Origin of the sequence: Pseudomonas sp. FBF18 (genome assembly GCF_024261405.1) — a bacterium.
Taxonomy (GTDB): domain Bacteria; phylum Pseudomonadota; class Gammaproteobacteria; order Pseudomonadales; family Pseudomonadaceae; genus Aquipseudomonas; species Aquipseudomonas palmensis.
Genome location: NZ_QKRS01000001.1, coordinates 301756 through 308732 on the forward strand (window position 1 = coordinate 301756; position 6977 = coordinate 308732).

General features: G+C 65.2%; 4 protein-coding genes and 1 tRNA gene. 2 read left to right on the forward strand and 3 right to left on the reverse strand.

Annotated elements, in window-relative coordinates; all coding sequences use genetic code 11:
- Positions 1–29 precede the first annotated feature (29 nt).
- The gene (locus DN387_RS01475) at positions 30–2444 is read left to right on the forward strand and encodes a TonB-dependent receptor (RefSeq protein ID WP_054914783.1); all 2415 of its coding nucleotides are present in this window, start codon (positions 30–32) and stop codon (positions 2442–2444) included.
- 7 nt (positions 2445–2451) lie between these two features.
- Positions 2452–4038: an alpha/beta hydrolase-fold protein gene (locus DN387_RS01480; protein WP_254506001.1), complete on the forward strand. Its 1587-nt coding sequence runs from the start codon at positions 2452–2454 to the stop codon at positions 4036–4038.
- Positions 4039–4110: 72 nt separating this feature from the next.
- On the opposite strand, the gene DN387_RS01485 is transcribed toward DN387_RS01480, so the two are convergent.
- The 3 genes from DN387_RS01485 to DN387_RS01495 form a co-directional block, all read right to left on the reverse strand.
- Positions 4111–5814, reverse strand: a complete 1704-nt coding sequence (locus tag DN387_RS01485; RefSeq protein WP_043860081.1) for a SulP family inorganic anion transporter — start codon at positions 5812–5814, stop codon at positions 4111–4113.
- A 136-nt stretch (positions 5815–5950) separates the two neighbouring features.
- Positions 5951–6604, reverse strand: coding sequence for a hypothetical protein (locus DN387_RS01490; RefSeq protein WP_043860082.1), 654 nt, complete (start codon positions 6602–6604; stop codon positions 5951–5953).
- Between the two features lie 220 nt (positions 6605–6824).
- Positions 6825–6898 (reverse strand) — tRNA-Gly (locus DN387_RS01495).
- Positions 6899–6977: the final 79 nt, after the last annotated feature.

Sequence of the window (6977 nt, forward strand, 5' to 3'; positions counted from 1 at the left end):
TGGCAACTCCCTAGCTCAAAGGACAGATCATGTCGTTTTTCCTCGCCCGGACCACGCGTTCGTCGCCTTCTTCGGTTATCCCCAGCACCCTTCGCCACCTGGTGCTGGCCTGTGCTCTTGGCGCGGCCAGCCTGTCGGCCGTGTCGGCCGAGCTGAGCGCAGGCACCCGCGTGCTGGCGCTCGACCTGCCCAGCCAGCCGCTGGATAGCGCGGTGCAGGCGCTGTCCCGCGAGGCGGGGGTGGCGATTGCCGCCGACAGCCAGTGGCTGGCCGGGCGCGATGCCCCGGCGCTGCAGGGCCGCTTCACCCTGCAACAGGCGCTGCAACGCCTGCTGGACAACAGCGGCCTGGTGGCCAGCGAAGAAAACGGCGTGATCATCCTGCGTCGCCCCGAGAGCGACGGCGCGCTGACCCTGGGTGCCACCACGGTCAATGCGCAGGTGGGCAACAGCAGCAACCCGCCCGAGCTCTACAGCGGTGGCCAGGTGGCACGCGGTGCGAAGGTGGGCATGCTGGGCAATCGCGACATCATGGAAACCCCTTTCAACATCACCGCCTACACCGCCCAGCACATGGAAAACCAGCAGAGCGGCACGGTGGGCGCGGTGCTGCGCAACGACCCGTCGGTGCGCTTCAGCACCGGTGAAGGCCACACTTACGAAAACTTCATGATCCGCGGCTACTCCATCGACTCCACCGAGCTTGCGGTCAACGGTCTGTATGGCCTGGCGCCCGATGGGCATGTGCCCACCGAGTTCCTGGAGCGCGTCGAGGTGCTCAAGGGCCCTGGCGCACTGCTCACCGGCATGGCCCCCAACGGCGGTGTGGGCGGGGTGATCAACCTGGTGCCCAAGCGGGCCGGGGATGCGCCACTGACGCGCCTGACCACCAGCTACGTATCCGACGGCTACTGGGCCGAGCACCTGGACCTGAGCCGGCGCCTGGGTGAGGAGAACCGCCTGGGCATCCGTTTCAACGGCGTGTACGGCAGCGGTGACACCGGGGTCGACGACCAGTCCAAGGACCGCACCCTGGCGTCCCTGGGCATGGATTACCGTGGCGATGGCTGGAAGCTGGAACTCGATGCCTACGAAAGCCACGAAAAGATGCAGAACGGCAGCCCGATGATGGCCGGCTTCAGCAAACTGGGCTACGTGACCAAGGCGCCCAAGCCGGATTCCAACATCCTCGACGGTATTTCGGCCAAGCAGATCAGCAAGGCGGTGATCCTGCGCGGCGAATACGAGCTGTCGGACGACTGGACGGCCTACGCCAGCGTCGGCGGTGCGCGTACCCGCTACAAGGGCTTCCTCAACGGCACGCGCTCGATCATCACCTCCGGCAACGGCGACGCCACCGCCGAAACCTACAACCAGGGCGGCTATACCCATAGCCTGTCCACCGAAGCGGGTGTGCGCGGCAACTTCAGTACCGGTCCGGTGACCCACCAGCTGGTGCTCAGCACCACCCTGCTGCACCAGGACATCGGTCGCGCCGCCACCGTCACCGGGGCAAAGTACACGACCAACATCTATCACCCCGGCAAGCCGATCATTGCCGGCAACATCGGCTCCAGCGACAAGACCGGCGACAACACCCTGTCGAGCTTTGCCGTGGCCGATACCCTGGGCTTCGTCGACGACAAGCTGTTGCTGACCCTGGGCGTGCGCTCGCAGCGGGTGCGCCAGAAGATGAGTTCGCCTTCGTATGACGAGCATGCGCTGACCCCGGCACTGGGCGTGGTGCTCAGGCCGTGGGAGGCGGATGTCTCGCTGTACGCCAACTACATCGAGGGCCTGACCCAGGGCGGCATGGTCAGCGACCTGTCGGCTGCCAACTATGGCGAGCAGTTCGCCCCGTACAAGTCCAAGCAGGTGGAAGCCGGGGTCAAGTGGGACCTGGGCGACTTCACCCACACCGTCAGCGTGTTCCAGATCGAGAAGCCGAGCATGATGCTCGACACCGCCAGCAACCGTTACACCGACGATGGTCAGCAGCGCAATCGCGGGGTGGAGTGGAACCTGTTCGGTTCGCTGACGCCGAGCGTACGCCTGCTGGGTGGGGTGACCTATACCCGTGCCGAGCTGACCAAGACCGCTGGCGGCAAGCTCGATGGCAACGCCGCGCGCGGGGTGCCGCAGTGGTCGGCCAACCTGGGCGGCGAGTGGGACACGCCCTGGGTCGAGGGCCTGACCCTGACCGCGCTGGCCATCCACAGCAGCTCGCAGTACCTGGATTCGGCCAACGAGCTGAAGATTCCGCAGTGGACCCGTTATGACCTGGGCGGTCGCTACAGCACGCGCATCCTGAGCAAGGACGTGGTGCTGCGCGCCAGCCTGGAGAACGTCGAGAACCGTGCCTACTGGGCCGGTGTGTTCAACGACGGCTACGCCACGGTCAGCGAGCCGCGCACGCTGAAACTTTCGGCCAGCATCGACTTCTGAGGTGTACATGCAACGACTCAAGACATTTTGCGCCGGCCTTGCGCTGGCCAGCCTGACCGGCGGCGCCGCAATGGCGGCCTCGCTGGTGCCCGGGCACAGCGTCAGCGGCGCCATCGGCCAGGGCCGGCAGCCGGTATGGACCGTGCCGCTCAAGGCCGGTGACTTCGTGCAGGGGCGCGTGGAGGGCGACGTCAGCGTGCGCCTGCTCGATGCCGACGGCCAGCCGGTGCGGTTGCTGGTGGACGGGCTGGACATGGTGCGCGACTTCATGTTCATCGCCCCCCACGACGGCCTGTATGGCGTGCGCGCAGAAGCCATCGCCACCCGCCCGCAGGCTGCCTATTCGCTCAAGCTGACCGGTGTCACCAGCGTGGCCGAGCAGCAGGCCCAGCAGACGCGCCTGCAAAGCCCGGTGATGCGCGAGCTGGCGGCACATGTGGCCAAGGGGGGCGATACCCAGGCCTTCTGGAAGGCCCGCGAGCAGCAGGGTACGCCCCTGGTCGAAGCGCTGGCGGAGCAGCCCGGGCAATCGCTGGTGACCTTCCTGTGGCGAGGTGCCCGGCACAACGTTCGGGTGTTCGGCGCGCCGTCGGGCAACCATGATGAGCTGCAACGCCTGGGCGACAGCGATGTGTGGTTTCGCAGCTATGTGGTGCCTTCCAGCACCCGGATGAGCTACCAGATGGCACCGGACGTACCGCCCTCCACTGACCGCCGGGTGATTCTGGCCAGCTCCCGGCAGGACCCGCTCAACCCCAACGGCTTTGCCGATGGCAGTGGCGATCGCTGGCTGTCGCGCTCGCGCCTGGAGCTTGCCGACGCGCCTGCGCAGCCCTGGGTGGCGCAGCGCCCCGGGGTAGCCCGGGGCACGCTGGAGCGCCAGGTGCTGACCAGCAAGGTGCTGGGCAACCAGCGTGACGTGTACCTGTACCGCCCGCCGGGCTGGACGCCGGGGGCGGCGGGGCAGGGGCTGCTGGTGCTGTTCGATGCGCATGCCTACACCCGGCAGGTGCCCACCCCGACGCTGCTCGACAACCTGCTCGCCGATGGCCTGATCGGCCCCACTGCTGCGCTGATCATCGCCAACCCCACCGACCTGTCGCGCCAGGTCGAGTTGCCACCCAACCCGCAGTTTGCGCGGTTCATGGCCGAGGAACTGATGCCCTGGGCGAAGGCGCGCGGGCTGTCGGCCCCGGCCGACCGCACGGTGGTGGCAGGTTCCAGCTACGGCGGGCTGGCCTCGGCCTACCTGGGGCTGCAGCATCCGGAGCTGTTCGGCAATGTGCTGAGCCTGTCGGGGTCGTACTGGTGGGCGCCGGAAGGGATGGAGCCTGGCTGGCTGACCCGCGAGTACGTGCGTGCACCGCGTGTGCCGCTGCGCTTCTACCTGCAGTCGGGGTTGTTCGAGGGGCCGAAGATTCTCGACACCAATCGCCAGTTGCGCGACGTGCTGCAGGCCAAGGGGTATCCGGTGGTGCAGGTGGAATACCCGGCCGGGCATGACTACCTGCAATGGCGTGGGTCATTGCCGTGTGGGTTGATCGCCCTGATCGGTAGCGGGCAGGGGACGCCGCAGGCCTGTGAGCCGCGTTGACCCTGCTGGCCGCTTCGCCGGCAAGGCGGGCTCCTGCAACATCGCCAGGAGCCGGCCTTGCCGGCGAAAGGTTTACTGCGCGACAGCCGCCTCGCGCCTGACCTTGTTGCGCCACAGTCGGTAGGCGCGAATGCCTGCCCGCACCGAGCCGTACAGCAGCTCGCTGCCCATCTCCCGCGCCAGCCCCGAGCGCACCAGCATCCGCAGGAAGCTGCCGCGGGCCCGGGCGATGCCCATCACGATGCCTTGGGCCATCAGGGTTTCACGCACTTCGCGCAGCGCCGCGATGCCGCTCACGTCGATCGAGCTGACCGCCTCGGCGTCGAACAGCACGGCGCGGGCTTCCACCTCCTTTTGCACCGCGTCGAGCAGGCGCATCTTGAAGTAGTCGGCGTTGAAGAACAGGATCGCGTCGTCGAAGCGGTACACCACCAACCCTGGCACCGTGCGCGCGTCCTTGTGGCGGCGGATGTCCACCTGGCCCTCGATGCCGGGCGCCCAGCCCAGCACTGCATCGGTGGGCTGGTAGATGGTGTAGAGCAGGCGCAGGATCGCCAGGGTCACCGCGATGATGATGCCCGGCAGCACGCCCACGCCCAGCACGCCGACCGTGGTCAGGATGCACAGCCAGAACTCGAAGCGGCTGAGGGTGTAGATCTTGCTCAGCGACTTGACGTCGATCAGGCCCCAGCCGGCCATCAGCAGCACGGCGCCCAGGGCTGCCTGCGGGATCCACGCCATGGGCACGGTGAACAGCAGCAGGCACAGCGCGATCACCAGCGCCGCGATGATGCCCACCAGCTGGCTCTTGCCACCCACCATGTCGTTGACTGCGGTACGCGAGTCGGCGCCGCTGATGGCAAACCCCTGCGAGGCGCCGGCGGCCAGGTTCGATACGCCCAGGGCGAGGAATTCATGGTTGGCGTTGATCGCATAGCCATGGCGTGCGGCGAAGCTGCGTGCGGTCAGCATGGCGCTGCAGAAACTGACCGTAGCGATACCCAGGGCGTCACGCAGCAGGCTTTTCATCTCTTCGAGGTTGGTCTGCGGCCAGGCGAGGGTGGGCATGCCCGAGGGCACGTGACCGAGGACTGCCACGCCGAAGCGGTCCAGGCCGAACAGGCCGGCCACCAGGGTGGCGATGGCCACGGTCACCAGCGCTGCCGGCAGCTTGGGGTAGCGCCGAGGCAGCCAGATCAGCAGAGCCAGGCCGGCCAGGCCGATGAACAGCGTCAGCCAATGGATTTCGTTCAGGCGTTCGAGCAGGTTGATCAGGCTGAGCACGAAGCCGTTGCCCTCGATCTTGAACCCCAGCACCTTGCCCAGCTGGCCGGCCAGCAGGCTCAGGCCGATACCGTTGAGGTAGCCGATCAGAATCGGTCGGGAGAAGAAACTGGCAATGAAGCCGGCCCGTGCCAGGCCTGCGGCGATCAGCATCAGCCCCACCAGCACCGTGACGATCACCGACAACTGTGCCACGCGCGCCGGGTCGCCCATGGCCAGCGGCGCCACGGCACCGGCGACCATGGCGCAGGTGGCAGCGTCGGGCCCGACCATCAACTGGCGCGAGCTGCCCACCAGGGCGTACACCATCATGGGCAGGATGCACGCGTACAGCCCGACCTGCGGCGGCAGGCCGACGATCTGCGCGTAAGCGATGGCGATGGGGATCTGGATGGCGGCAACCGACAGGCCTGCCTGGAGGTCAGGGCGAAACCATTCGGCACGGTAACGCAGCAGGTTGGCGAGGCCGGGGAGCCAGCGGGAGAGAAACATGGACCGATCCTTGTGATGTTTCGGAGCAGCGGTGGGTTTTACCAAGGTCTTTGGGGGCGGTGTTGATCTGAATCAGGCGCAGGCAGGTTTCTACTGCAATGGTGCGATCATCGCCAGGCGTCCCCACGGCACGGCTTCAAAAATTCAGTCGGAACAGCGTTCTCCAGAAGTTCTTGATCGGTGAGCGCTTGTGGCGGTCCCAGTTTCGCTCCCACCACTCATCCTCATCTTTTGACGCTCCCTCGATATCACTACCAGTCTCATACGCTGCGTGTTGTCGAAACAGCATGGGGAAAGCGCAGTACTGCTTGATGTGATTCCTGAACAGCCTGTCGATCGGTGTGCCGTCGTATCGAGCCTCGGCCACGGCACGACAGCCTTCACGGGAGAGAATGTAGGCGTGCAGCGCTACCACGCGCCCTCGGGCAATGAAAGGAAACCAGGTCAACCACGTCCGGCCCATGCTGTAGCCGAGATGCAGGGCTTTGAAAGGGCGGGTACGGATGAAGCGGTTTGTCCAGCCGATCTGCGCAGGTTTCAGTTGATAGGGTTTTACGTCATCTTCGAATATCAGGATTCGCTGCAAACCATTGGCCAACGCCATCTTTGCCAGCGCCTGGTGAGACTCGAAGCACCCTCGCACAGGGTCGTCATTTCGCTCGACAATATAAAAGGTAACTGGATTCTCAAGCAGGCAACCGACGGCCTTCTCGAAAAGATCACGCCGGTCCTGCCTTTCCTTTATGGATATGCAGTAAACAGTGTCGACATCAAATTTGATCTTTTCCAAAAGTGAGCCCTTTCATCTTCAGCGCTATCCGTAGCGTATTCACGCTAGCGGCAACAAAAGAAGTAGGCAACAAAAGAAGTGGAACGTTGTGGTTTAGAAACGAGAAGGTAGGGAGGGAGAGGGGATTTGAAGAGGCTGAATTCGGATCAGGTACCGGTCAACCAAACGGTCATCCGTTCTGTCGAGCCGCCTGGTGTGGCGCTGGAGGAGCTGAAGTGACTGGAGCGGGTGAAGGGAATCGAACCCTCGTTATCAGCTTGGGAAGCTGGAGTAATGCCATTATACGACACCCGCTTTCAGGCGCACTTTGTACCAGAACCGCGAGACGATTTGAAGCCCTTATTGCAATCGGCGGCTCGCGAGCCGTAGCGCC

Coding starts and splice junctions, on each gene's coding strand:
- DN387_RS01480 (WP_254506001.1), top strand. CDS start 2,452: ATGCAACGACTCAAGACATTTTGCGCCGGCCTTGCGCTGGCCAGCCTG.
- DN387_RS01485 (WP_043860081.1), bottom strand. CDS start 5,814: ATGTTTCTCTCCCGCTGGCTCCCCGGCCTCGCCAACCTGCTGCGTTAC.
- DN387_RS01475 (WP_054914783.1), top strand. CDS start 30: ATGTCGTTTTTCCTCGCCCGGACCACGCGTTCGTCGCCTTCTTCGGTT.